The organism is Psychrobacter sp. NPDC077938 (genome assembly GCF_044542635.1).
In the GTDB taxonomy this organism is placed as follows: Bacteria; Pseudomonadota; Gammaproteobacteria; order Pseudomonadales; family Moraxellaceae; genus Psychrobacter.
The window spans coordinates 394946-418729 of sequence record NZ_JBITUW010000003.1 but is presented as its reverse complement, the minus strand read 5'-3'; the positions used below and the strand labels follow the sequence as shown (position 1 = coordinate 418729).

Genomic DNA, 23784 nt, shown 5'->3' with positions numbered 1-23784 from the left:
TGCTTGCATCATCATGACTATGATTCGATGTAAGCAAGTATTTTCCGCTACAGCCCATATTCCACAGACAAAAAAAAGCCCCAATCTTAAGATTGGGGCTTTTCGAATCTGGTAGGCGTAATCGGATTCGAACCAACGACCTCTACCATGTCAAGGTAGCGCTCTAACCAACTGAGCTATACGCCTATTTAGGTTGAGCATTTTAGCAAGTTTCCCAGACTTTGCAAGTCTTTTTTAGCATAAACCTCTTTTATTATCATAATATCTGCTATTCAGGCTTATATTAGTTATCTGGATATATTTTTATGTATATTTACTAAACATTAAATTTAAAAGGTTTAGTTTTTATTGTTAATAAATGGGGCAATGCTAATGATTAAACCTTTATAACTGGTATGATATCTCTCTAAACAACGTAATCGTCATGATAATGATGGCTTTAAGTCAGTCATGCTGACTAAGCGTTAAACAAATATTAAAAACAGTTGGAGAATAACATGGGTCTCTTGGTAGACGGGCAGTGGCAAGACAAGTGGTATGAGACAAAAGAGAGTGGCGGCCGCTTTCAGCGTGAAGATGCTGGTTTTAGAAACTGGGTAACGGTAGATGGTAGCGCAGGGCCTACAGGTATTGAGGGCTTTAAAGCCGAATCTGACCGCTATCATTTATACGTGTCGCTAGCCTGTCCTTGGGCACACCGTACCCTTATCTATCGCAAGCTTAAAGGCTTAGAAGACATCATTCCGCTATCTGTAGTACATCCGTATATGGGTGAATATGGTTGGACGTTTGCAGAAGGTGCAGGCGTCGTTGCTGACCCAGTTATCAATGCAGACTATGCCTATGAGCTGTATACCAAGGCCAAGCCAGACTATACAGGCCGTGTCACCGTACCTATCTTGTGGGATAAAAAAACAAACACAATCGTGAGTAATGAATCATCTGAAATCATTCGCATGTTTAACTCTGCCTTTGATGAGGTTGGTGCGCTAGCAGGTAATTTTGTGCCAGCAGAGTTATTACGAGAAATCGATGATATCAATACCTTTGTCTATTCAACTATCAACAATGGCGTGTATAAGACAGGGTTCTCTACCACACAAGAGGCTTACGAAGAGGCCGTGATTGAGCTATTTGCGGCATTAGATACACTTGAAACGCGCTTAGCACATCAGCGTTATCTAACAGGTAGCACCATAACTGAGGCCGATTGGCGACTATTTACGACGTTGGTTCGTTTTGATGCTGTCTACGTTGGGCATTTTAAATGCAATCTGCATCGTATCGTTGACTATCCAAACCTTTGGGGCTATCTGCGTGATTTATATCAGGTACCTGGCATTAAAGAGACAGTAAATATGAATCATATCAAGCAGCATTATTACACCAGTCATGCCAATATCAATCCCACGCGTATTGTCCCTGCTGGCCCAGTGCTTGATTTTACTGAGCCCCATGACCGTGCACGTCTATAGTTTTATTTATCAAAAAATATTCAAAAAAAGCCCCAGCTACTAATAGGTAGCTGGGGCTTTTACAATATAAAAGGTAGTACAGCTACTATTAGGCATTGTTTAGCTGGCGGGCCGCTTCTAGAGCAAAGTAGGTCAAGATGCCATCAGCGCCAGCACGGCGGAAGCCAATCAGCGACTCTAAGATCACTGCATCACTTAACCAGCCGTTCTGAATGGCTGCCATATGCATGGCATATTCACCTGAGACTTGATACGCAAAGGTGGGTACGCCAAAGGTGTCTTTGACTTCACGAATCAAATCAAGATAAGGCTGACCTGGTTTGATCATGACCATATCCGCGCCTTCATTGATATCCATAGCCACTTCATGTAGCGCCTCAGCACGATTGCCAAAGTCCATCTGATACTGTTTCTTATGGCCACCTTTTAGGTTGCTAGCACTACCAACGGCATCGCGGAATGGGCCGTAGTAAGCAGATGCATATTTGGCTGAGTAAGCCATGATAGCTGTATTCACAAAACCTTCTACTTCAAACGCGTCACGCATGGCCTTGATACGGCCGTCCATCATGTCACTAGGAGAGATGATATCTGCACCGGCGCGCGCATGTACCAGCGCTTGCTTGACCAGTACTTCGATAGTTGCATCATTGATGACGTAACCGCTGTCATCAAGTAGACCATCTTGACCATGTGAGGTATAAGGGTCTAGCGCTACATCAGTCATGACGACCATTTCTGGCACAGCGTCTTTGACCGCTTTTATCGTACGTGCAGTCAGGGCGTTTTCGTCATAAGCGGCGCTGCCGTCTGGTGTTTTCAAAGCGTTATCGATCACAGGGAAAAGGTCGATGGTCGTGACACCCTCTGCTAATAACTCTTTGGCATAGTTGATTAGTAAATCAATCGATAAGCGTTCAACACCCGGCATACTAGCGATGGTTTCGCGCTGGTTTTCGCCTTCTAATACAAAGACAGGGGCAATAAAGTGTTTAGGGTGCAGCTCTACTTCACGAATCATTGAACGTACATTGTCGTTGTAGCGCAGACGACGTAAGCGAGTGGCAGGGTATTGACGGTTAAAGGTATAGCTCATAATAATTCCTTACGATTGTTTTAATAGTTATCATGTTACATAGTTAAAATAATATCGCTATAAGCAATATTTTATAGAATCAGCTTATCAAAATCTTTGCTTTATAAGTGGCTATAAATAAAGAGAGCTTGTATAAAGTGAGCCTACTATAACCAAAAGACGTCAATAAAAGCAAAAAGCCCCACCACGTTAAGTCGGTAGGGCTGATAGTACTTATCGACTGTCAATATGATGATAGAGCTGCGTCATCAGATTAAGGCTGGGTCATTTAAGGCTCAACAATCTGGGTCACAGGAACTTGCTCAACACTATTGTTATTGAAGCGAGTCTCTTCAGTGACCACGCCGACAGCGGCATCCTTCTTACCATCGTCATTCACATCGACGATAGCAGTCGGTTTGAAAGTAGTCGTTTCTACCGCTTGCGACTGCTTAATGGCGACAGCTTCTTGCGGCGTAGTCACACGCGCTGAACCAGCTGCTTTGATAGCATTTGTCGCTTTGGTTTTTGCACTAGTAGCAGTTCCAGTGACAATCTGTGCCAAGTTAGTGTGCTGCGGTACAGGAATGACGGTTGGTACATCAAGGTTCGCACCGCCACCAAGCGCTTGGTACAGCTCAATCTGGCTAACGATTTTCTGTAGCTCTAAATCTAGGATACCTTGCTGAGTAGAGAACAGTGAACGCTGCGCATCAAGTACGTCCAGATAGTTCGAGATACCTGCTTTAAAGCGCGCATCCGCTATCTGATATGTCTGCTCAAAATTATCTTGCAGACGATACTGCGCCTCTAACTGCTCACCAAGTGTTGCACGCGTGGCAAGTACATCTGACACTTCGCGGAATGCCGTTTGAATAGAGCTCTCATAACTAGCAAGCGTTTGCTCACGTTCGATTTGAGCCACATCATAGTTGGCATCTAAACGGCCTGCATCAAAGATAGGGACGCTAATGCTAGGTCCAAACGACCAGCCAACGGCACCATTTTTGAACAAGTCATTTAAGCTGCCGCTACTGACGCCCACACTACTGGTCAAGCTAATAGATGGGAAGTAAGAGGCACGGGCAACTTCGATATTCGCACCAGCCGCTTTTAGGTTGTATTCTGCCTGTAATACATCAGGGCGATAGCGCAGTAATTCACTTGGTAGACCGGCATTGAATATCTGCTGGCTAGTGATATTGCTGACGGCAGGTGTTGGGATAAGTTCGTTTGGAATAGCGCCACCAACCAAGTATTGCAATGCATTGCGTGATTGAAGAACGCTGGTCTGGGCACGTAATACAGCAAGCTTGGCATTCTCTAATGAGGCAGAAGACTGTAGTGAAGGTAGCTTAGGATCAATACCTGCTTCAAAACGTTTATCCGCGATAAATAACGAACGCTCACGACTCTCAACTGTAGCTTCAGCCAGTTTCAATTGCGCTAGGCTATAACTTAGGTTGGCGTAGCTTTGCGCAATATTACTAATCAAGCTGATTTGGGTCGCATCTTTGGCTGCTGTAGTCGCCAAGAAATTCTGCAATGCTTGATCTTTTAAGCTTGAGATTTTACCCCAAAAGTCGAGCTCATAATTGGCAAGACCCAAGTTGACACTGTAGCTACTACTCGCATTTCGATCAGTACGATTCTGTGCTGAGCGAGTATAACCAGCACTGCCGTTGATAGCGGGCAAGTCATTAATATCGGTAATCTGATATTGGGCCCGTGCTTTTTCAATGGCTAGGCGCGCACTCTCAAAGTCTTTGTTGTTTTCAAGACCGAGAGCAATCAGACCTTTTAGGCGCTCATCGCTATAAAAATTCTGCCAGCGTTGACTGGCAATGCTTGCTTGGTCAGCACTACTGACAGTCTCTTTATCAAATGCACCGTAAGATTGCTGCATAGGAATATTTGGCTCTGCTAGCACAGGACGCATATCCGCTTTTGGAATGGTGTTACAAGCGGCCATGCTGATTGCCAATGCAGTCAGCCCTAACAGACGGCCACTGTTTTTGCGCAAACGAGATAGTGCTGGCTGCGCATCAATAGCTGTAATAGCTACCGATGACGAGTTAGTGATAGATGTTTTTTGAGCACTCATTGTGTATTGTCTCCAAGACTTGCAGGCTGATAACTCTCAGAAGGTGTTGGGTTATGCGAGTTAGGCGTACCATTGCCACCATCTTTATCATTGGGTGTGTTGTTCTCATATTTATGCGGGAACGCACTACGCACCCAGATATAGAACATTGGGATAAAGAAGATACCTAAGAGGGTTGCTGTGATTACCCCACCAACAACACTAGTACCAATAGCATTTTGACTGCCTGAACCTGGCCCATTCGCCAAGAATAATGGCACAACACCCAGACCAAAGGCAAGTGAGGTCATGATAATCGGACGCAAACGCTGGCGTGCTGCGGTCATGACGGCCTCTCTGAGACTGTAACCTTCCTCTTGGTGTTCTTTCGCAAATTCAATAATCAAAATGGCGTTTTTGGCGGATAGACCAACGACAGTCAGTAGACCAACTTGCAAGTAGATATCATTGGCAAAACCACGTAGCCAGGTAAATATCACTGCACCCAATACCCCAAGTGGAATCACTAGTAGCACAGAGAAAGGAATCGACCAGCTCTCATACAAAGCTGCCAAACATAAGAAGACAACTAGGATTGAAAGCGCATAGAGCATTGGCGCTTGGGCACCTGATTTTTGCTCTTCCAATGACATGCCTGTCCACTCATAACTGATACCTTCAGGTAACTTGTCTATCATCGCTTCCATTGAGCTCATTGCTTCACCAGTACTTAGACCGGGTGCGGCGCTACCTTGGATGTTCATGGACGGTAGGCTGTTGTAACGAGTAAGACGCGGTGAGCCTGACTGCCACTCACTACTAGAGAAGGCATCGAACGAAATCATATCGTTCATGTCATTTCGTACATACCATTTGCCAATATCATCAGGGTTGGTACGGCTGCTGGCTTCACCTTGTACATAGACACGTTTGATACGGCCACGATCGATGAAGTCGTTAACGTAGCTTGAGCCCCACGCTGTTGAGATAACACTGTTGATATTGCTTAGTGACAGGCCATAAGCCGCCGCTTGTTCTTGATTGATATTTATTTTAAGTTGTGGCGAGTCTTCTTGACCGTTAGGACGTACGCCAGCCACTTGATCGTTCTGTGCAGCCATACCTAAGAGCATATTTCGAGCTTCAAGTAGCCCGTCATGTCCGAGGTTGCCACTGTCCTGAATCATTAAGTCAAAACCACTGGCGTTACCAAGCTCGGTAATCGCTGGTGGTACGATGGCAAATACTTGTGCTTCGTTTAGCTGAGTAAAGAAATACCCCATCGCTCGACCAGCGACAGCTTGAGCGGTGTTTTCATCGCCCGAGCGTTCTTCCCAGTCTGATAAGCGCACAAACGCCAGACCCATATTCTGACCTTGACCTGCAAAACTAAAGCCTGCAATGGTAAAGACCGAAGCGATATTATCGGTTTCTTGGGTATCGTAATAGTTTCTGACTTTATCCAATACGTCTTGTGTCTCATCTAACGTAGAGCCAGCCGGAAGCTGAACCAAGGTAAACATAATGCCTTGATCTTCTTCTGGTAAAAACGAGCCTGGAATACGTAAGAATACGACCGCCATGATACCGATGATGGCTGCATAGCCAATCATGTATAACCATTTAAAACGAATGCTTTTGCCGACAAAGTTTTCGTACGAACGGCTAAGTTTAAAGAAGCCGCGGTTGAACCAACCAAAGAAGCCTTTTTGCTTTTCGGTACTACCTTTTTCATGACTTTTGCCACGTTTTAGCAAGGTCACACATAGGGCAGGGGTGAACACAAGCGCGACCATGGCAGAGAGCACCATGCTGGTAATCAGTGTGATAGAGAACTGACGATAAATCACACCTGTTGAGCCACCAAAGAAGGCCATCGGTACGAATACTGCGGACAAAATAAGCGCAATACCAATAACGATTTTACTGATTTCGCCCATCGACTGGGTAGTTGCATCTTTGATAGAGATGTGAGGATCTTCTTCTAGTATTCGCTCGACGTTCTCTACGACGACGATCGCATCATCGACTAGTAGACCGATGGACAATACCATGGCAAACATGGTCAACACGTTGATACTAAAGCCTGCAACGTATAGCACTGCAAAGGTACCTAGTAGAACGACAGGTACTGCAAGCGTCGGAATAATGGTTGCGCGCCAGTTCTGCAAGAAAATGAACATGACGATAAATACTAAGACAATGGCTTCGATAAGCGTATGCACGACTTGCTCGATAGAAAGCTTCACGAATGGCGTTGTGTCATAAGGAACAACTGATGCTAGACCTGTTGGGAAGTTTTGCTCCAGCTCTGCCATACGCGTAGCAACAGCTTCGCGAGTTTCAAGCGCGTTAGCACCGCCCGCAAGTGAAATACCTAGACCGGCAGCTTCTTGTCCATTATATAAAGACAAAATACTATAGTTTTCACTACCGATTTCAACATCTGCTACATCACCCAAACGTACTTGTGCACCAGAAGTATCCGTTTTCAGCAGAATGTTTTTGAACTCTTCAGGCGTTTGTAGATAGCTTTGAACAGTAACAGTGGCGTTGATAACCTGTTTGTCTGTGTCGGCAGGTGCTTGCCCCAATTGACCAGCAGATACCTGAGCATTCTGTGCTCGTATCGCATTGACGACATCTGAAGGTATCATGTTGTAGCTACGTAGGCGTGATGGGTCTAACCAAACGCGCATCGCATAAGTAGAACCAAAGACCTGAACGTCACCCACACCTTCGACACGACTGATCGAATCGAGGACATTAGAGTTAATATAATCGGCAATATCAGCCCGATCCATATTGCCGTCTTCAGAGATAAACGCCTGTACCATCATAAAACTGCTAGATGATTTGTTGACGTTGACACCTTGACGCTGCACTGATTCAGGTAGCGAGCTCATCGCGGCTTGTAGTTTGTTCTGTACCTGTACCTGCGCAGTATCAGAGTCGGTACCGTTTTCAAAGGTTAGCGTCACAGACGCACTACCATTCGACGAGCTTGACGATGACATATACATCAGACCGTCTAGGCCTTTCATACGCTGCTCAATGATCTGTACTACTGAGTTTTCTACGGTTTGCGCATTGGCACCAGGATAGCTTGCACTGACTGAAATCGTTGGTGGTGCGATACGTGGATATTGTTCAATCGGTAGATTAAGAACGGATATCACCCCGATGAGCATGACCAAAACAGCCAGCACCCATGCAAAAATAGGGCGATTAATAAAAAAACGTGACATAGTATATCCCTAAGTCTTCCTGTCTTGAATGGAATTAGTTGGCAGCGGCTTCTGTTGGTTTTTTGGTAGAAGTCTCATCGCCAGCTGGCTTTTTATCCATCGTTTTTGCGGCTTGCTGCGGCGTTTTGGTATTAGGCGCACTTTGTGCAGCTGGTGCTGGATTTGCGCTTTCTAATGGTTTGGCGACCACTTCTTGATCAGGCTTGACCTTAGCACCGCCAATCACAACCACTTTGTCACCTGCTTTCAAGCCTTCAGTGACGACCCATTGTCCATCGTAAGTACCATTAATGGTGACCGGACGTACTTGAATTTTATTATTTTCGTCAACGATATAGACTTGCGTCTCACTCTTCGGCGTACGGGTGACCGCACTTTGTGGGACAAGAGCTGCGTTGGTAATAACGCTCTGTGTCAAACGTGCCGTGACATACATACCTGGTAGCAGGATGTTATTGCTGTTTGGGAAAATAGCACGCAAGGTGACAGCGCCTGTTGACTCATCAACTTTGGCTTCAGACAGTGCAAGCTTACCGCGTACTGGGTAAACAGAACCATCTTCTAGTACCAATTCAACTGAGTTCATACCTGGCTGAGCAGTACCATCTGCGATCTGCTGACGAAGCTTTAGCAATTCAGAAGAAGACTGGCTGATATCAACGTAGATAGGGTCTAAGCGTGAAATAGTTACCAATGGATCTGCTTGACCAGCACTGACCAGAGTACCAGCAGTGACGCTAGAGCGATCAGTACGACCGGTAAGCGGTGCGCGTACGATTGTACGGTTTAGATCTAAGGTACTGGCTTCTAAACCTGCTTTTGCGGTCTGAATGCCTGCTTTTGCACTCTCAATACCTGCTTGAGTTTGACCGACAGCGGCGGCGGCACTTTGTACAGCTGCTTGTGCCGTACGTACGGCTGTTTGTGCTTGATCGTACTGCTGCTTTGAGATGGCATCAATACTGACCAGACCTTGCAGACGTTGTAAGTCATTTTGCGCTTGTGCTAATGACGCTTGACGACTGACTAGCTCAGCTTTTGCATTGGCATTGTTTGCCACAGCAGTTTGATAGTTAGCCTGTGATTGCTGTACGGCAGCTTGGCCACTCGTTACAGATGAGGCATAGTTATCGGTGTTGATGCGATACAGTGGCTGACCTTTTTTGACGTTGCTTCCTTCACGGAATAGTACTTCGTCAATCACACCGTTGACCTGTGGGCGGACGTCAGCAGTTTGATAAGCTGCAGTACGACCAGAAAAAGTTTGTACTTGAGGGACGGTATCGAGAGTGACTGTCTGAACGTTGACAACCGCGGGCGGCATTTGCTGCTGTGCGGCTTGCGCACCAGCGGCGTCCTCGTTGTTGTCACAGCCAACCAGTACAGCTCCAGATAGTACAGATGCTATTACAAGCGCAAGATAAGAGTGCTTCATCAATGTCCTCGGCAATATATAAATAGTGACAGTATAAAAATCGATCAATAAGTTTGGCGTACTGAATATAAGGGTCTTGCTAATGCTAAATAACTTGCTAATGCTAAATGAAAAGAATAAATAGCCTAAGCTAGCATTATTTATTCCAGTTTCAGATTGTTCCATTAGAGAAATATGACTAATAGAAAGTCTGACATCGATATGGATTAAGTATCGAAAGAATTATTTAGCATTAACTGTTTAAGCAAACCACAGAATGGATTAATAAATTTAATGAGTCATTATAAACTATTGGGGTAACCCCACAGTCAAGTAGTTTGCGATACAAGCTGGACCGAAAAGCGGTAATATTACAGTTTACGAATTAATAGATTACCGTCATAGTAAGCGTCGTCTCTATTAACAGCTAATAGAACCATGCACAACCTAGTATCAAAATATATTGTAAACTTTTGTTATAAATCTAAAACCCTATAGTAACTAAGGTTTTTAAACGATAGAAAATCGACTTTGTCAACAAAATGACAATTTTAGCAACCCCTAATTACAGTCATAAAAAATAACTATCGCTATGTCCCTAACAAGTGGCATCAAACTTTAACCGACTGTCAAAAAGCCTTATACAATTATAGTACTGCAAGGATGTATGAAACTTAAAGAAAGGTAACGATTTGGCTGACATGCTAGTTTTTAAGAGGGTAGTTTTTAATTTATGGGCTTTTATTTATCAATTGCTAAAGAAATTCGCTAAAAAGCTTTGCTAAAAAATTCTGTCAAAAAAAGAGTCGTCTTAATTAGTGAATAATATAGACGACTCAGCGTTAATTATAGTAATCGGGCGCTAGCGAGTTCAGTCAATTGATATAAGCCTGTACGATAACGGTTGTCAGGTAGCGTACTCAGTGCATCTTGTGCCAGTTTGGTTTCTTCCAACGCGCGCTGCTTACAATAAGCCAATGAGCCAGAACTACGTACCAACTCAATCAGTTGCTCAGCGTTTGGTGTCTTACCTGTCTGAACGGCGATACGTAACTGCTCATAACCTTCAATGTCGCTGTCTTTGAGTAGCTCGAGTGCTTTGATGGTTGGTAGGGTAGGTTTGCCTTCGGCAAGGTCGTCGCCTAGGTTTTTGCCCATCACTTCACTGTCGCCACTGTAGTCGAGCACATCATCGATAATTTGAAACGCATTACCAAAATGCTGTCCAAAATCGCCCAATGCCGTCATATATTCTGTCTTGTCTTGCAAGATAGCAGCGCCTTGGGTCGCCATCATGAAAAGGCGTGATGTTTTGCCATCGATAATGCGTAAGTAATCTTCCTCTGTCGCAGCAGGGTTGTGCTGATGCTGTAGCTGTAACACTTCGCCTTCAGCAATGTCACAAGTCCCATCAGAGAATACTTGCAACAACGGCAAGCTTTGAAAGCCAACCAAAAGGTTGAACGCACGAGCAATCAGATAGTCACCGACCAATACGGCAGTGGCATTGTCCCACGTCGCATTTGCTGTCGGCTTTCCTCGGCGTTGCCCTGACTCATCGATGACATCGTCATGAACTAGGGTCGCGGTATGTAGCATTTCCGTGATAGCAGCTAGATGCATGGCCTTTTCTGAAGGATTGTCATCAAACATACGTGCGCAGAGCAAGGTAATCAGCGGGCGCATACGTTTGCCACCAGCATTGATCACGTGTTGCGAGACACTCATAACGAGTTGTACTTTTGAGTTCAAACTGCCAAACACTTGCTTGTCCATTACCTCAAAGTCATTGGCTACAATACTTTGAATATCAGCATAGCTAGGCGTCGATTGAGAGGCAGGCACGGTATTATTTAAAGAGGTACTAGTCATAATAAATAGTCATATTAATAAGAGTAAAGAGAGTTGGTATAACCTTGACTTTATCTATCTATAGGTAAGGTATTATTTCGCTTATGATAGCATAGCTATCTGCTTAAATTGTTGGTTAAAGTATATAGCACAAGTAGGTCAAGCGTATGATATATAGGGCTTACTATGCCTATTGAATAGAATAAAAACTGTAAGAAATATCTTATGTTTTACAGATATATCTTCTAGCGCATTTTAAGCTTATTGGTCACATAAATGATTCATAAAAGGCTGTAAGTAACTGATTGCATAAGTTATAATGGCCGCTGTTGGGCTTAATCTATCACTTATCATTACTATTTCTCATGTTTATATTCGTATGGTCGTTTATCGACTTTCTTTGATGAGCAGCCGTTATAGCCAAATGAGAGATGGTCATTAGTGTAACCACCTTGCAAAAACAAGAGGCGCGGCTTGCTTTTATGAGCAAAAAGCCGTAAAATCTTGCCTTTAATTTTTCCCTGTCGTGTTCGTCGTAAAAGCGTTGGTATAACATCAGCCACGGCACACGGGTTAAACGGAGTCATACAATGTACGCAGTAATCAAAACTGGTGGTAAACAGCACCGTGTAGTCGTCGATGAATTGCTTAAAGTTGAACTACTAAAAGCAGAAAAAGGCGAAACAATCAAATTTGAAGACGTGTTGATGGTTGTTGACGGCGATAACGTCAAAATCGGTCAGCCTGTTGTTGACGGCGCTAGCGTAGAAGTTGAAGTTGTTGAGCATGGTCGCGGCGAAAAAATCCGTATCATCAAGCACAACCGTCGTAAGCATTATCACAAAGAACAAGGTCACCGCCAATGGTACACCTTGTTAAAAATCAAAGCGATTAATGCCTAATTATCCATTTAGCAATTATTGCTAAATAGCGCACTAAATGCTTAAGAGTTATCGCATCAGCGATAAGTCAAATTAACAAGGAGATTTTCTCATGGCACATAAAAAAGCTGCCGGTTCGAGCCGTAACGGTCGTGATTCAAACCCAAAAATGCTAGGCGTAAAAATCTTTGGTGGCCAAGCTATCACAGCTGGTAACATCATCGTTCGCCAACGTGGTACAGAATTCCACGCAGGCGAAGGCGTTGGCATGGGTCGTGACCATACTTTATTTGCACTGAATGACGGTGTTGTAAAGTTTGCGACCAAAGGTAAATTTAACCGTCGTTATGTTACGGTTGAAAACGCATAATTATCTATTTAGGTCGTTTTATTCTTTGGATAGAATGATCAGATAATTAAAAAAGCCCTTACTGCCTTATGGTAGTAGGGGCTTTTTACGTTTGTAGGGTGATATAAATCAATAATAATTCTTTTGAGCGATATTTTTAAGGCCACTATTGGCATAATTACTATGGCTAACAATTATAAATGCAAACTTTTACCGTGTAACTGCATTGGTTACAAGCGTGTATGGCAGCCGTAGTAAAGATTGCAAATCATGACTAGGCGCGTAATAAAAAAACTGGCACACTGTTGCCATTGCTGATGGTTACCAGTTTTAGCTTGGTAAAATCAGTATTTATAGAAAACAAAAATTTCAATAGAACATTTTATTTTTAGCAACAACTTTAAAGCGATTATGCTTTTTTAGAGAGGATTTATGATGAACTTATCTACGAAAAAATCAACCAAACAAAAAATGATGAGTGGCGCTTTAGCAGGTGTATTAATGACATCGCTAGGTATCGCAGCGCCAATGATGGCATTGACTCAAACGGCTACAGCAGCTCCTGCTGACAACCTAACAGCTGCTAAACGTCTGAACAAATTGCTGACTAATACCAAGAGTATGACGGCTAATTTCAGTCAAACGACTAAAGGCGCGAGTAGTGGTACGTTTAAAGGCTCTATGAGTGTCCAACGTCCAAATAACTTCCGCTGGGAAACCAAGTCACCATCAGAGCAACTGATCGTTGCCAATGGTAATTCTATGTGGGTTTATGACAAGGATTTAGAGCAAGCGACTAAGCAAAACGTCGACAGCCAAGTAGGTAATACACCAGCTTTGCTACTATCAGGTGATCCAAGCAAAATTGATCAAAACTTCAAAATCACTCAGCCATATGACAACAAAAACTACTATGTACTCTATCCTAAGTCAGACAGCGCAAGTTTTAAAAGTCTTTCAATAAGCTTTAGTGGTGGCAAACCTGTTATGATGGTATTGAATGATACTTTGGGTCAAACAACCTCTATTAAATTTAGCGGTATCAAGATGAACCCAAGTATTGGTAGCAGTCAGTTTAAATTTACACCACCAAAGGGTGTTGACGTTATCAATCAGTAATTAATCGATATATTGTTAGGTTTGGATGTCAATTCAAAATCAGCAACGTAATAAAAAGGACAGACCCTATGCGGTCTGTCCTTTTTTATGTGAGTAACTATAGTTTGTTCAGCAGAAATTTTAAGACATGGCTCGTATGGTTTCCATATCTGGCATAGGCGGTAGTTCATCTAGATGGCTTAATCCAAACGCATCTAAAAATTGCGCAGTAGTATGCAGCAATGCAGGACGACCTAGAGTATCTTTAAAACCTTTCTCCACAATCCATCCTTTATCAAACAACTGACGCAGTATATTGCTCGATAATGTCACTCCGCGCACATGCTCGATATCACTGCGTGTCACAGGTTGCTTATATGCAATGACACTTAGGGTTTCAAGTAAAGCTTGGCTAAGGCGTTCCTGACGTTGGGGAAAAGTACGCTGAATTAGACTGCTATAGTCATCAGATATCTGTAAGCGATAACCGCTGGCTGTCTCATGTAGCCTAAGCACACCTGTACCTAAGCGTTGTTGCAGCACCTCTAGGGTTTGATTTAATTCTTTAGTAGATAATGACAAATGTTTCTTTAACGCGTGAGCGGTCAGCGGTGCTTCTGATGCATGCAACAGTACTTCAATACATTTACTCAACTCTTCCAAAGAATCATGCTGTGCCTCAACCGATGGAGATGTAGTCATAGTTATTGGTTCTTGGGTCTCGTCATGTTGCTTTGGGTCTTCAATATCTACCATCTAAAGTATGCTCTTATTTCAATATTGTGATTTTAATAGAGAGTAGTCTAAGAGACAGTCTTAGAGCCTACTAGGCTAACCACTGTAATGTGAGATTTGTGGATTCATTATTCATATTATTCTGATCAGAATTATTGGAAACAGAGTTGACGATACCGCTATCTGTCTCAATATTGACCACACCAACTAACTGCCGCTTTATAAGCTCAAGTACGGCGACGAAACTTACGACCACGCCTATTTTACCTTGTGCCTTATCCAGTAGCTCATAAAAGGAGCGCGCCCCATCTGTACTTAATTGTCTGCTAATACTGGCAATACGATCGGCAAGGGGTACTGCATCAACTTTGATCGTATGCATTTGATAGTCAGGCTGTAACTGCATTTTAAATAAGCTATCAATCAGCAAGTTAGGTGAGTAGCTTGGCAGTTCCGCATTCATAACGTCTTGACCAGGCATACTAACCATGGCCAAAAACACATCGCGCTCTAGACGTACTAGATTGTCTAGGCGCTGACTGACCACTTTGATTTGCGCGTACTCTTCGAGGCGTTCGATAAGTTCTGCTTTTGGATCACGCTCGTCGGTTGGAGTATCAGGGACAGGCAATAGCAGTTCGGTTTTGATAGCGATGAGCGTTGATGCCATTAACAGATAATCACCTGCTAATTCAAAGTGCTCGGTATCCAATTCACCGATATAAGCTAAGTACTGTTCAGTGATAGGCAGAATAGGCATTTGGGTCAAATCGACGTTGTTCTTTTTGACCAAATACAATAGAAAATCCAATGGACCAGCAAACTGCTCTAACCAAATAGCAAAGGCTTGCGGCGGTACATATAGATCTTCTGGCAAATGCTGTACAGGCGTCTGATAGATACGTAGCGACATATCATGGTTGACTGATTTATCATGATCGCTCTGATTGTCTGTAAGTTCGGAGGTTGAATCAGCCATAGCAGATAAGGCGGCATTAGACAAAGCCGCCTGTCTGGTGTTTGGTTCAGTTTGCACGTTTAGCACCCGCTTTGATCATAAATTGCGTCAGTGAAACGACTATTCCAGCAACGATTATTTAAGCTTAGCAAGCGGACGGATGCCGATAGCACGGCGAGCTTTGTCTAGTTGCTTACGACTATGACGACGGGCTTTATTCGCACCCATCTGCAAGATTTCTTCCAGCTCTTTTGGATTGGCCATCAGCTCTTCGTAACGTGCACGGAATGGCGCGATTTCATCATTAATCTTGTCAAACAGGGCTTGCTTAGCGTCGCCCCAACCAATACCAGCGGCATAACGCGCACGCATAGCAGCAATCTCTTCAGTGGTAGCAAATGCTTTATAAATCTCAAAGATAGCTGAATCATCAGGATCTTTTGGCTCATCAGGTAGCTGTGAGTTAGTCACAATTTTCATGATGGCTTTATGCATCTGTTTTTCAGGACTAACCTGTGGATTTGGCTCACCGAATAGGGGGATAGTATTGCTATAGCTCTTACTCATCTTGCGGCCATCAAGCCCAGTAAGCAGCGGTATATCGTTATCAACGACTGCTGACGGTAGCGTGAAAAGCGACTTATAACGATGATTAAAAGTACCTGCGATATCACGCGCCATCTCGATATGCTGCACTTGGTCACGCCCAACAGGTACATGGGTCGCATTAAACATCAAGATATCAGCCGCCATTAGTACTGGATAACCAAACAGCCCCATGGTGACACCTTGATCAGGATCGACATCGGCTTTTTCTGTATTGATATCAACGGCTGCTTTATAGGCATGGGCGCGGTTCATCAAACCTTTGGCACATGAGCAGTTCAAAATCCAAGCAAGTTCTGGAATTTCAGGCACGTCTGACTGACGGTAGAACGTCACACGCTCAGGGTCTAGACCACAAGCAATCCACGTAGCGGCAATGGCTCTCGTCGATTCATGAATGATAGCAGGGTCATAACAACCAATGATGCCATGGTAGTCTGCCAAAAAGAAAAACGCTTCATGATCACTGTTTTGAATAGACTCAATAGCTGGACGAATCGCACCAACATAGTTACCTAAATGCGGAATACCAGTCGGTTTGATACCAGTCAGGATGCGCTTGGCTTCAGTTGAAGTATCAGAAGTTTGATTGTCAGGAGTACTGTTATTGCTCATGGAAAATCCGTTATTTTGTTTATTAAATTATTATCAGTGCATAGCTAAAATGCAAAATATTAGCCGCAAAGTATAGCAAACTTCACCAGTATTTTTGGGAATAAAGGCTTACTTATAGATATCGGTACGACCGTTTGGCCCATGTTTGAAGCGGCGATGAAACCACATCCACTGAGTGGGATCAATACGAATGAGTCCTTCTAAAACTTCATTAACCCGAGTAGCATCAGCGACTTCATCTTTACTTGGATAATTGTCTAATTCTGGCGTAATTGTTAAATGATAATGGGGACGTTTACCACGCGGCAAGTTGTCAGGTGTCTGCCGATAAGTATGCAGTGCCATAACAGCTGGTGGCTTTTCTTTGCTACCCAGTTTTGCCATGCGACGCGATGCAGTAATCGTCGCAGCAGGTACACCGAAGAATGGCGCCATGACACCTTGCTTGAGACCATAGTCTTGGTCAGGAGAATACCAAATGACGTGTCCTGCTTTGATAGAGGTAACTAAGCTTCGCATATCACGACTAGAGATTTGCTTACCAAATATATTGGTACGACCATTATAAATAAACCAGTCTAATAAAGGATTGTTTTGCGTACGATACATACAGTCTACAGGGAAAAACTGCGCACATAATAGGCCACCCAAATCTAGCATCGTATAATGTGCACCGAGCAGGATAACTGGCCGCTGCTCATTTTGCGCATTAACAATATGCTGTAAACCAGAAATGGATACAGTTCTAGTAAATATATTTGGCCTGAACCAAGCGCATAACGTTTCAAACACACCAATGCCTTGATTGACAAATACTTGCTTGGCCATTAATTCACGTTCAGCTTCGGGCTTTTCTGGAAATGCCAACTTCAGGTTAATTAACGTATCGAGTCTACGTGAACCAGCAGCTTTATAAATCAACATACCAAGCTTACGACCTAGCCAAAACTGCCAACGTAACGGCAGATATATCATCGGTAGCATTATTAAGAATAATAACCAAATGCCCCAATTCTTAGGTGATAAAAACTGCCACTGAAATGGCTTGTTATCTGCTTGCGCTGTACGCTTATGATTTTGGGTAATTGTCGGTGTGCCAGCCAGTATCGCAGGCGACTTAGCCGACTGTTTCATGCTAGGCGGCACGCTGCTATTGGCAGATGGCTTGCTAGGGTCGAATTGTTCTGGCGCTTTCATAATATCCTTCTGCGGCACGGTTTGAGGCATCATGGCTAATAATAAAAAGTTACTGATATGATGGGGTAGCGTTTAATGCTTTGCAAGTTAGAATTTCTACAGACGCTCTACTTTGTAGTGTCGAAACAAGGTGCTCATTTTGATTATCACCGTAAAACAAAGCTAGCTTAATGAAGACAATCAGATAGTTAACGCGCTATCAGTAGACATAAAAAAAACCTTATAAGCTGTGACCAGCTTATAAGGTTTTGCAAAACCAGACTCTTATTTAACTTTGCTACTGAAGCTCTGAGAAAAAGACAACAGCAGCAAAAATATAAGAGAGAGTTTTGATTAACGTTTTGAGAACTGTGGACGTTTACGTGCTTTACGTAGACCCAGTTTCTTACGTTCAACTTGACGTGAATCACGAGTAACAAAACCAGCTGCTTTTAGGGCAGGCTTCAAAGTTTCGTCAGCTTCGATTAATGCGCGTGTGATGCCGTGGCGGATTGCGCCAGCTTGACCACTAATACCACCGCCTGCAACAGTTACATATAAGTCATATGCGTTAGCAGAGTCTAGTAGTTCTAATGGCTGACGTACAACCATGCGTGAAGTTTCACGGCTGAAGTATTCGTCAAGTGGCTTACCGTTAACAACGATACTACCAGTACCTTTTGATAAAAATACACGAGCAGTAGACGTCTTGCGGCGACCAGTTCCGTAATTGCGTTCCATAAGTATATCCTTAGATGTCTAGTTCTTTAGGTTGCTGTGCAGTATGTGGATGATCAGTACCCGCATAAAGTTTCAGCTTCTTAATCATCGCATAGCCAAGAGGGCCCTTTGGAAGCATACCCTTAACTGCTTTGTGTAGAACATCTTCAGGCTTATGTGCAAGCAACTTATTGAAGTTGGTTTCTTTAATACCACCTGGGTAGCCACTGTGACGATAGTACTTTTTGTCTTGTGCTTTTTTACCCGTTACCGTGATTTTGTCAGCATTGATGACAACAATAAAGTCACCAGTATCAACGTGCGGAGTAAAAGAAGGCTTGTGCTTGCCACGTAAGCGAGTTGCGATTTGAGTGGCTAAGCGACCAAGGGTTTTGCCGTCAGCATCTACGACATACCAGTCATGGGTCACTTCAGCTGGTTTTGCACTAAGTGTTTTCATGATAAAACCTTAAAATTAGAATTCGTTGAGAGTTTAGCTGGGAACGGGGCTCTCAAAAAACAGACTGCACATTATAAGCAGTAGCGCCTACGCTTGCAAGCTGCATTGGGGTTTATTTTCGCCTTATATACATTAAACTGCAGCGTCGGCCAGTTTTTAGCGGTTCTAAACATTTGTAAAATACGTTAACGGCTTTCATTAACCCGACAATTATGACGATGATAGACGATAAAGTCCAGCGACAACTTGTCCGACTTTGGTTTGTTTCAAGCATTCAAAAGCGATTGGTTGCTGAGTAACGCTTGATTGGAGGTCTAAATTCTCATTTAGCGACGCTTCCAATTGCTTAAGCTGTGCTGACAAATCTTTATCAGCTTCTAAATAAATCAGTGTTTCAGTATTGATTAAAGCGTTGGTAATAAGCGCAGTCAAAATAGGCTGCCATAAATCCTGAGCATAAGGCGGATCGATAAATACAATGTCAAAAGGGCGCGCAGTCAGCTGCTCTTGACGCAATACTTGCTCAGCAGTGCCAGTGATGATTTGATAAGCAGCAGCCTCAAGGCGTAATTGCTCAGCGCTCTGACGTAGCATGTTACTTTGTGCTGGATTGATTTCGATAAATGTTGTGTGGGCCGCACCGCGAGATAGTGCTTCAAATCCTAGTACGCCACTGCCAGCGCAGCTATCGAGTACATGGGCATCATGAATGTCAGCGAGTAGCCAGTTAAATAAAGTCTCCCGTAAGCGATCTGGGGTCGGGCGCAGGCCATCTGCATCGATAAAACTTACAATACGGCGTTTAAACTGACCACCAATGATGCGCACATCACCCGCTGCGGCACTTTTCGCTTTACGGTTATTCTTTGGTGCGCGTCCATTTGAGGCTTTTTTCATTATCGTGTCTCGCTTACCAATTCTTTGCTAGGTTTTACTTTACTAGGTTTTGCTTTTTATACTATTAACTACTCAAACGTCTAGTTACTCAGATGTCGCTGCTGCCGCTTCGGCTTCCGCGGCTTCTTTCTCTTCCAATGCTTTTGCTTCTTTATCACGAATGGCATCACGCATCGCTTTTTCAAAAGCCTTTTGGCGTTTAATAACTTTTAGTTCATCAGCAGAAGGTGGCAGCACAGGATCTGTTTTACGTTGTAATACCCAGTAATCAAATAGAGCACGGCCGATAGGTGCGGCAACAGCACTACCACCGCCGCCATTTTCGACCAATACTGCGAGGGCAATCTGCGGGTCTTCTACTGGCGCAAAACCATTAAACCAAGCGTGATCCCAGTGGCGCTTATCGATTGCCGACTTATCGTAGCGTTTGCCCTGCGCAATAGATTTCACCTGTGCAGTACCTGTTTTACCAGCGATACGATAGCGCGGGGTATAGATACCGCGTCCTGTACCGTTTTCTACCACGCTTTCCATCGCATCATGCATACGCAACCAGTCAGACGGCTTACCGTTATAGTCAATTTTACCATCTGGCTTAGTGATGATTTTGACGTCCGCGGCACCGTCACTGCTTTTTAATAGATGCGGGGTGATATGCTGACCTTTACTGGCTGTCATGGCTGTAGCGTTGGCAATCTGTAGCGGCGTTGCCAAGAAATATCCTTGTCCAATACTGACCGAGATCGTTTCGCCCGGTAGCCAGTCTTTATCGTAAGTGTCTTTTTTCCATTTTGGCGATGGCATGATGCCTGATTTTTCGTTAGGTAAATCAATACCAGTATCCTCACCAAAACCAAAGCGTACCATCCAATCGTGCAGACGCTGAATACCCATTTCATAAGCCAACTTATAATAATAAGTATCGACCGACATTGCGATGGATTTTTTCAGATCTACCGTGCCATGACCGCCACGTTTCCAGTCGCGGAATCGATGCGTGTCTCCAGGTAAGCTAAAATAACCAGGGTCATAGATAGTGCTGTTCCAATCGCGTAGACCATAATGAATACCGCCTAGACCCTCGAATGGCTTAATAGTAGAGCCAGGTGGGTACGTACCTTGTAGTGCACGGTTATACAGTGGCTGATCCAAATCTTCACGCAGATCGTCGTAGTCTTTGAAAGAAATACCCGATATAAAAGGATTAGGGTCGTAGCTTGGATTACTAACAAACGCTAAGACGTCTCCGTTTTTTGGATCTATCGCGACGATTGCACCGCGGCGTCCATCAAGTTGCTGCTGGGCGATGGTTTGCAAACCATAATCCAAGCTCAACGTAATATCGTTACCCGCTATCGGCGGCTTGGTATCCAGCTGGCGTAAGATATTACCATGTGCGTCTGTTTCTACCGATTGATAACCCGGTTGCCCGAGCAAAATATCTTCGTAGTAATCTTCGATACCGATTTTACCAATCAAGTCAGTACCAGCGTAACGGTCTTTATCAATACGCTTTGACTCTTTGTCATTGATACGTCCGACATAGCCGATGACATGGGCAAACAGCTCATCATAAGGATAAGAGCGCGTAAGTTTGCTTTGGATAGAGACCCCACGGAAGAATGGCTTACGTTCACTAAACTGAGCCAACTGTGCTTCTGTTAAATCAATCTTAATCGTCACAGGATCGTTTTTATTTTTACTTAGACGCGCCAAGATGTCAGTGATATCTGTATCGGTTAAATCAAAAATCGGCGCAAGCAGATGCAACGTACGTTCAGGATTTTCAACCTCATCAGGACTGAGCATCGCTGTAAATACTGGCTGGTTGTCTGCCAGTATTACCCCGTTACGATCATAGATATACCCACGACTAGGCGGCGCAGATATCAGTTTAATACGGTTGTTATCGGCTTGCGTTGTGTACTGATCATGAGCGTAGACTTGCAAATACCCATAACGTGTTATCAAACCGCCCAAACCAATCAATATTATAATCCCAAAGATGATAATACGATTGGTAAAGGTACTATTGACCTGTTCGGTATTGGGAGTTATCGGTTTATTCATAGAAGATCAGAGCCCAAACGGTCAGTGAGTCAATAAAAGAAAAATAAGAGGGCAGGTTGGTTAACCAAAGTGCGGTGAGTCTAAAAGATAATGCAAATGGTTTCAATCACATAGAAGGGTATGGTGTGAAATCGTTATGCAGTCATTTATACGCAGGTAGTCTTTGTTATTGCACTACAAATTATAACAGAACAAATGAGCAGGCGCAGTACTCAGTCATATATTTTGTCTTGATTATCTACTGACCAAGAACTGGCTTATATTTAGGTTTTTGTTGGTTAACAGACGATATCAACCATGTCATCTTTAGTCACAACTTGCCGCTGGTCTACATGTGCTAATAAATGGCAAGTATGCTAAAATCAGGCGATTTATTTTATAGTAGTTATTATGGGCGGAGCGTCTTTTGAAACGTTCTCATTTTGCTAAAGTCTCGTTATCAGTAGCGATAATATTAGCAACGACAATCAACCTGTCAAGGACTAGATAAGTCATGGACGTAAATTCATTATGGCAGACGATAGCTGAACACCCAGAGTTTTTTGCCATGCTGACCATCCCACCAGTGACGGCATTCGTCACTTGGGTACATGTGTGGATGGCGCTCAAGATGCTGTTCTATCCGGTCAAGTTTTGGGGTATTCGTATTCCTAACTTCCCATTTTTTGGGCTGCCAGGTATTGGTTGGCAAGGTATCGTGCCGCGCAAAGCGGGCAAGATATCAGGGGTTATCGTTGACCAGACGCTCTCAAAACTCGGTTCGCTTGATGAGTTTTTTAAGGCGATGGAGCCTGAGCAAATGGCGATGTTTGTCACTGATACGGTGGACAAAAACCTTGAGCCATTGATTGATGAGATTATGCTGGATCACTCGCCAGCATTGTGGGGCAATCTGCCTTACGCCCTAAAGCGCCGTGTCTATGCGCAAGCCCACAAAGAGCTACCCAGTATTATGCAGTCGCTGGTGACAGATTTGACTTATCATGTCGAAGACTTGGTCGATATGCGCAAAATGATTGTCAATACCATGGAAAACGATCGTCGCTTGATGGTCAATATGTTTCTAAAGGTTGGGCAAAAAGAGATCGATTTTATCTGGCACATCAGTGCATTGATTGGTCTGGTATTTGGTATTATCCAGATGTTTATATTTTTGGTGGTGCCGCAGCATTGGACCGTACCGTTCTTTGCCGCGATTTGGGGTTTTCTCACCAATTGGATTGCCATTTGGATGGTGTTTAATCCAGTAGAGCCGCACTTTATCCCTTATTTGAAGCTGTTTACGGTGCAGAGTCGCTTTCCATTTATCAAACCTGTCATACCGCATATCGCAAAGTATCGTTTGCAAGGCGGCTTTATGAAGCGCCAAGAGGAAGTTTCTGAGGTTTTTGCTGAGATTGTGGTGAAGGATTTGGTCACTTTAGAAAACATCATGAATGAGATGATGTATGGTGATCGCTCAGCACAAACGCGTGATTTGATGAAATCGCATCTATATACGGTGCTAGAGTCACCAGTGATTAGCACGACATTACGTGTGGGATTGGGTCGCCGTGATTATGGACAACTCAAAAATACCATTATCGATAAGTCTATTGTCGCAACGATGGTACCACTACGAGATCCTGAGCTAAACGAAAGCCGAGCCAGTAAGATATTTGGTCTGTTTCGCGATAGAATACGTGCGCTCACGCCAAATGAGTTTCAGAACCTGTTGCGTCCAGCTTTCCGTGAGGATGAGATGACGTTGATTGTTTTGGGCGGTTTGACTGGTTTTCTAGCAGGTTGGTTGCATTTAGTGTTAGTATTTTTCCCCTCGATGCAATAATGCATCAATAAGTATTTTTAATTAGTCATGAACGGCTATATTGAATAAGCTTTGAATAACTAAAAAATGTAAAATTAACGACAGATAAGCAATTTGTATCAATCATTCATATTGGTACGTCACAATGATAGTAGCGGGTTTTATGTGCTTCTACAGCAATTGAAACCTCAGTTTTTAACCGTAAACTATGACCGCATAAAGGACTATTAGCGTTTGCCAGTGGCTAGCAATGCCATCGGTGAACC

General features: G+C 43.6%; 18 protein-coding genes and 1 tRNA gene. 5 read left to right on the top strand and 14 right to left on the bottom strand.

Annotated features, from left to right (window positions below):
* Window positions 1-109 precede the first annotated feature (109 nt).
* Window positions 110-186: transfer RNA gene (locus ACIGBM_RS07700), tRNA-Val, on the bottom strand.
* Between the two features lie 311 nt (window positions 187-497).
* Here ACIGBM_RS07700 and ACIGBM_RS07695 point away from each other — a divergent pair.
* Entirely contained in the window at window positions 498-1475 is a 978-nt protein-coding gene (locus tag ACIGBM_RS07695; RefSeq protein WP_397477312.1) for a glutathione S-transferase family protein, read from the top strand.
* An 88-nt stretch (window positions 1476-1563) separates the two neighbouring features.
* Here the strand turns inward: ACIGBM_RS07695 and hemB are convergent, their stop codons facing one another.
* From hemB to ACIGBM_RS07670, 5 genes are all read right to left on the bottom strand, one after another.
* Window positions 1564-2571 carry a porphobilinogen synthase gene (hemB, locus tag ACIGBM_RS07690; RefSeq protein WP_397477311.1) on the bottom strand — a complete coding sequence of 336 codons (1008 nt, stop codon included), beginning with the start codon at window positions 2569-2571 and terminating at the stop codon, window positions 1564-1566.
* Window positions 2572-2839: 268 nt separating this feature from the next.
* On the bottom strand, window positions 2840-4654 hold the full coding sequence (locus ACIGBM_RS07685) for an efflux transporter outer membrane subunit (RefSeq protein ID WP_397477310.1): 1815 nt from the start codon (window positions 4652-4654) through the stop codon (window positions 2840-2842).
* A complete protein-coding gene (locus ACIGBM_RS07680) occupies window positions 4651-7881 on the bottom strand; it encodes an efflux RND transporter permease subunit (protein ID WP_397477309.1) in 3231 nt (1076 codons plus the stop codon). Before ACIGBM_RS07680 ends, ACIGBM_RS07685 begins: the two co-directional genes overlap by 4 nt.
* Window positions 7882-7915: 34 nt before the next feature.
* Complete coding sequence (locus tag ACIGBM_RS07675) at window positions 7916-9316, bottom strand: efflux RND transporter periplasmic adaptor subunit (protein ID WP_397477308.1); 1401 nt, start codon at window positions 9314-9316, stop codon at window positions 7916-7918.
* An 825-nt stretch (window positions 9317-10141) separates the two neighbouring features.
* Entirely contained in the window at window positions 10142-11167 is a 1026-nt protein-coding gene (locus ACIGBM_RS07670) for a polyprenyl synthetase family protein (protein WP_397477307.1), read from the bottom strand.
* 569 nt (window positions 11168-11736) lie between these two features.
* On the opposite strand from ACIGBM_RS07670, the gene rplU reads away from it, so the two are divergent.
* The 3 genes from rplU to lolA all read left to right on the top strand — a co-directional run bounded on the left by rplU (window position 11737) and on the right by lolA (window position 13495).
* Window positions 11737-12048, top strand: coding sequence for a 50S ribosomal protein L21 (gene rplU, locus ACIGBM_RS07665; protein ID WP_057761012.1), 312 nt, complete (start codon window positions 11737-11739; stop codon window positions 12046-12048).
* A 91-nt stretch (window positions 12049-12139) separates the two neighbouring features.
* Window positions 12140-12397 (top strand): 50S ribosomal protein L27, encoded by a 258-nt coding sequence (gene rpmA / locus ACIGBM_RS07660; protein ID WP_021813611.1) that lies wholly within the window; start codon window positions 12140-12142, stop codon window positions 12395-12397.
* 411 nt (window positions 12398-12808) lie between these two features.
* Window positions 12809-13495 carry an outer membrane lipoprotein chaperone LolA gene (lolA, locus tag ACIGBM_RS07655; protein WP_057761010.1) on the top strand — a complete coding sequence of 229 codons (687 nt, stop codon included), beginning with the start codon at window positions 12809-12811 and terminating at the stop codon, window positions 13493-13495.
* A 120-nt stretch (window positions 13496-13615) separates the two neighbouring features.
* On the opposite strand, the gene scpB is transcribed toward lolA, so the two are convergent.
* From scpB to mrdA, 8 genes are all read right to left on the bottom strand, one after another.
* Window positions 13616-14176 (bottom strand): SMC-Scp complex subunit ScpB, encoded by a 561-nt coding sequence (gene scpB, locus ACIGBM_RS07650; RefSeq protein WP_397477306.1) that lies wholly within the window; start codon window positions 14174-14176, stop codon window positions 13616-13618.
* A 124-nt stretch (window positions 14177-14300) separates the two neighbouring features.
* A complete protein-coding gene (locus ACIGBM_RS07645) occupies window positions 14301-15122 on the bottom strand; it encodes a segregation and condensation protein A (protein ID WP_397477362.1) in 822 nt (273 codons plus the stop codon).
* Between the two features lie 180 nt (window positions 15123-15302).
* Window positions 15303-16388, bottom strand: coding sequence for a tryptophan--tRNA ligase (gene trpS / locus ACIGBM_RS07640; protein ID WP_296211446.1), 1086 nt, complete (start codon window positions 16386-16388; stop codon window positions 15303-15305).
* Window positions 16389-16496: 108 nt separating this feature from the next.
* Complete coding sequence (locus ACIGBM_RS07635) at window positions 16497-17585, bottom strand: lipid A biosynthesis acyltransferase (RefSeq protein ID WP_397477361.1); 1089 nt, start codon at window positions 17583-17585, stop codon at window positions 16497-16499.
* A 333-nt stretch (window positions 17586-17918) separates the two neighbouring features.
* Entirely contained in the window at window positions 17919-18305 is a 387-nt protein-coding gene (rpsI, locus tag ACIGBM_RS07630) for a 30S ribosomal protein S9 (RefSeq protein ID WP_021813618.1), read from the bottom strand.
* 10 nt (window positions 18306-18315) lie between these two features.
* Window positions 18316-18744, bottom strand: a complete 429-nt coding sequence (gene rplM, locus ACIGBM_RS07625; protein ID WP_057761004.1) for a 50S ribosomal protein L13 — start codon at window positions 18742-18744, stop codon at window positions 18316-18318.
* Window positions 18745-18954: 210 nt separating this feature from the next.
* Window positions 18955-19641 (bottom strand): 16S rRNA (guanine(966)-N(2))-methyltransferase RsmD, encoded by a 687-nt coding sequence (gene rsmD, locus ACIGBM_RS07620; RefSeq protein ID WP_397477305.1) that lies wholly within the window; start codon window positions 19639-19641, stop codon window positions 18955-18957.
* A gap of 84 nt (window positions 19642-19725) precedes the next feature.
* Complete coding sequence (gene mrdA, locus ACIGBM_RS07615) at window positions 19726-21711, bottom strand: penicillin-binding protein 2 (RefSeq protein ID WP_191113959.1); 1986 nt, start codon at window positions 21709-21711, stop codon at window positions 19726-19728.
* 493 nt (window positions 21712-22204) lie between these two features.
* Here mrdA and ACIGBM_RS07610 point away from each other — a divergent pair, with 493 nt between their 5' ends.
* A complete protein-coding gene (locus ACIGBM_RS07610) occupies window positions 22205-23539 on the top strand; it encodes a hypothetical protein (protein WP_397477304.1) in 1335 nt (444 codons plus the stop codon).
* Window positions 23540-23784: the final 245 nt, after the last annotated feature.

Coding starts and splice junctions, on each gene's coding strand:
- ACIGBM_RS07695 (WP_397477312.1), top strand. CDS start 498: ATGGGTCTCTTGGTAGACGGGCAGTGGCAAGACAAGTGGTATGAGACA.
- hemB (WP_397477311.1), bottom strand. CDS start 2,571: ATGAGCTATACCTTTAACCGTCAATACCCTGCCACTCGCTTACGTCGT.
- ACIGBM_RS07685 (WP_397477310.1), bottom strand. CDS start 4,654: ATGAGTGCTCAAAAAACATCTATCACTAACTCGTCATCGGTAGCTATT.
- ACIGBM_RS07680 (WP_397477309.1), bottom strand. CDS start 7,881: ATGTCACGTTTTTTTATTAATCGCCCTATTTTTGCATGGGTGCTGGCT.
- ACIGBM_RS07675 (WP_397477308.1), bottom strand. CDS start 9,316: ATGAAGCACTCTTATCTTGCGCTTGTAATAGCATCTGTACTATCTGGA.
- ACIGBM_RS07670 (WP_397477307.1), bottom strand. CDS start 11,167: ATGACTAGTACCTCTTTAAATAATACCGTGCCTGCCTCTCAATCGACG.
- rplU (WP_057761012.1), top strand. CDS start 11,737: ATGTACGCAGTAATCAAAACTGGTGGTAAACAGCACCGTGTAGTCGTC.
- rpmA (WP_021813611.1), top strand. CDS start 12,140: ATGGCACATAAAAAAGCTGCCGGTTCGAGCCGTAACGGTCGTGATTCA.
- lolA (WP_057761010.1), top strand. CDS start 12,809: ATGATGAACTTATCTACGAAAAAATCAACCAAACAAAAAATGATGAGT.
- scpB (WP_397477306.1), bottom strand. CDS start 14,176: ATGACTACATCTCCATCGGTTGAGGCACAGCATGATTCTTTGGAAGAG.
- ACIGBM_RS07645 (WP_397477362.1), bottom strand. CDS start 15,122: ATGTCGCTACGTATCTATCAGACGCCTGTACAGCATTTGCCAGAAGAT.
- trpS (WP_296211446.1), bottom strand. CDS start 16,388: ATGAGCAATAACAGTACTCCTGACAATCAAACTTCTGATACTTCAACT.
- ACIGBM_RS07635 (WP_397477361.1), bottom strand. CDS start 17,585: ATGAAAGCGCCAGAACAATTCGACCCTAGCAAGCCATCTGCCAATAGC.
- rpsI (WP_021813618.1), bottom strand. CDS start 18,305: ATGGAACGCAATTACGGAACTGGTCGCCGCAAGACGTCTACTGCTCGT.
- rplM (WP_057761004.1), bottom strand. CDS start 18,744: ATGAAAACACTTAGTGCAAAACCAGCTGAAGTGACCCATGACTGGTAT.
- rsmD (WP_397477305.1), bottom strand. CDS start 19,641: ATGAAAAAAGCCTCAAATGGACGCGCACCAAAGAATAACCGTAAAGCG.
- mrdA (WP_191113959.1), bottom strand. CDS start 21,711: ATGAATAAACCGATAACTCCCAATACCGAACAGGTCAATAGTACCTTT.
- ACIGBM_RS07610 (WP_397477304.1), top strand. CDS start 22,205: ATGGACGTAAATTCATTATGGCAGACGATAGCTGAACACCCAGAGTTT.